Raw genomic sequence first — 1,769 nt, forward strand, 5'->3', positions numbered from 1 at the left:
AACCGTCATTCCGCAGCCAATTTCAGAATTAAAACAATGTGATCCAGTGATCGTTTACAAATGTTAGTGCGACAGACCTCTTGACCGCGATCCCCAGTTTTGATCTATTACTGTTATTTAACGGTCACTTTATTATGTCTGCTGCTCAACCTGTTATTAAACGCCTAGATCACTTAGGGCTGATCGCTGCTTTCTGCCATGAAATCGGCTTACCTGGTATTATTGATCGCGTCATTCCCAAGTACTCGGATCATAACGTTTCACATGGCGATGCGGTCTTGGCGATGATTCTCAATGGTCTTGGCTTTCGCAGCAGAACGCTGCATATGTTTTCTGACTTCTTCGAGACGAAGCCTGTTGCCAAGTTGCTTGCTAAAGATATTGAAGCTCACCATTTAACGGACGATGTACTCGGACGCACGTTAGATGCTTTATATGAAGCAGATGTCTCCGCACTTTATCAAGCGATTGCAGAGCATGTCGTTGATAAGCTAGGACTTAAAACAGACTCTGTCCACCTTGATATCACTAGCTTCCATGTCGATGGTGAATACGCCCAGGACGAAGATCTTAATGCCATCAAGCTGGTAAAAGGCTACAGCCGAGACCACCGTCCAGAGCTAAATCAAGTGGTCCTTGAGTTGATTTGCGAAAATCAAGCTGGCCTGCCTGTTTACATGCAAGCGCTTAGTGGTAACACCAATGATGCTAAGGCATTCTCAGAAGTCACTAAACGGCATATTCATTGCCTGAAGGCAGCTCAAAACAGTCGCTACTTCATCGCCGATGCCGCTTTATACACCGAAGAGAGCATTCGTTCACTGGATGAGCAACAACAGAAGTTTATTACGCGTGTTCCAATGACCATTAAATCAGCCAAAGAGGCCTTAATGAACCTTGAGCCAGAGCAGCTGAGCCATATCGGCAATGGCTACTCGGGTTGTTGGGTTGACGCTGATTATGGCTCGGTATCTCAGAAGTGGCTGTTGATTCATAGTGAACAAGCAACCAAGCGAGAACAGGTAACGTTTTATAAGAACTTAGACAAAAATATCACCAAAGAGCTGAAAGCGCTAGGACAACTAAAGAAAAAGCAGTTTGCTTGCGCAGTGGATGCCGAGCAAGCAATGAGCGACTTCGCCAACCAGTGTCATTTGCTTGGCTTCGCGCAATCAACCATCGTTAAAGAGCCAATTTATTCAGGTCGTGGTCGGCCGAAGAAAGATGAAAAGCCGACGGGATACCACTATTTGATAGATGCTACGCCTTATACCGATCTAGAAAAGGTGAAACTGGCCAAGCTTAAAGTAGGTATGTTTATTCTCGCCACCAACGATACTGACAACACCGACCTAACAATGGTTGCATTGCTTGAACATTACAAGTCTCAGCAAAAGGTCGAGCGCGGCTTTCGCTTTTTGAAAAGCCCTGAGTTCTTAACATCATCAATTTTCCTGAAGAAACCTCAGCGAATCGAGGCACTACTGATGATCATGACGCTGAGCCTACTCGTCTACGCAAGCTTAGAGCACAAAATCCGAGAGAGTCTCACTAAGACCGAGGAATTCTTTCCTAGCATGGTAAAGAACAAGACGACAACTAAACCGACGGCACGTTGGGTATTCTTAAAATTCGAAGGTATCGACACACTCGAATTTGGCGGCCAAAGCTTCATAACGGGTGTTCAAGAGCATCAGACTCGGCTGCTTAAGCTTCTTGGTGTTCTGTATGAAGCAGTTTATTCCTAAATTGGCTGCGGAATCTCGGAT

At 45.3% G+C, this 1,769-nt stretch carries 1 protein-coding gene; it reads left to right on the plus strand.

From position 1 onward, the window contains the following. Positions 1 to 134 precede the first annotated feature (134 nt). Positions 135 to 1,748: an IS1634 family transposase gene (locus AKJ31_RS21905; protein ID WP_053411120.1), complete on the plus strand. Its 1,614-nt coding sequence runs from the start codon at positions 135 to 137 to the stop codon at positions 1,746 to 1,748. Positions 1,749 to 1,769: the final 21 nt, after the last annotated feature.

Source organism: Vibrio hepatarius (assembly GCF_001274785.1).
Classification (GTDB): Bacteria; Pseudomonadota; Gammaproteobacteria; order Enterobacterales; family Vibrionaceae; genus Vibrio; species Vibrio hepatarius.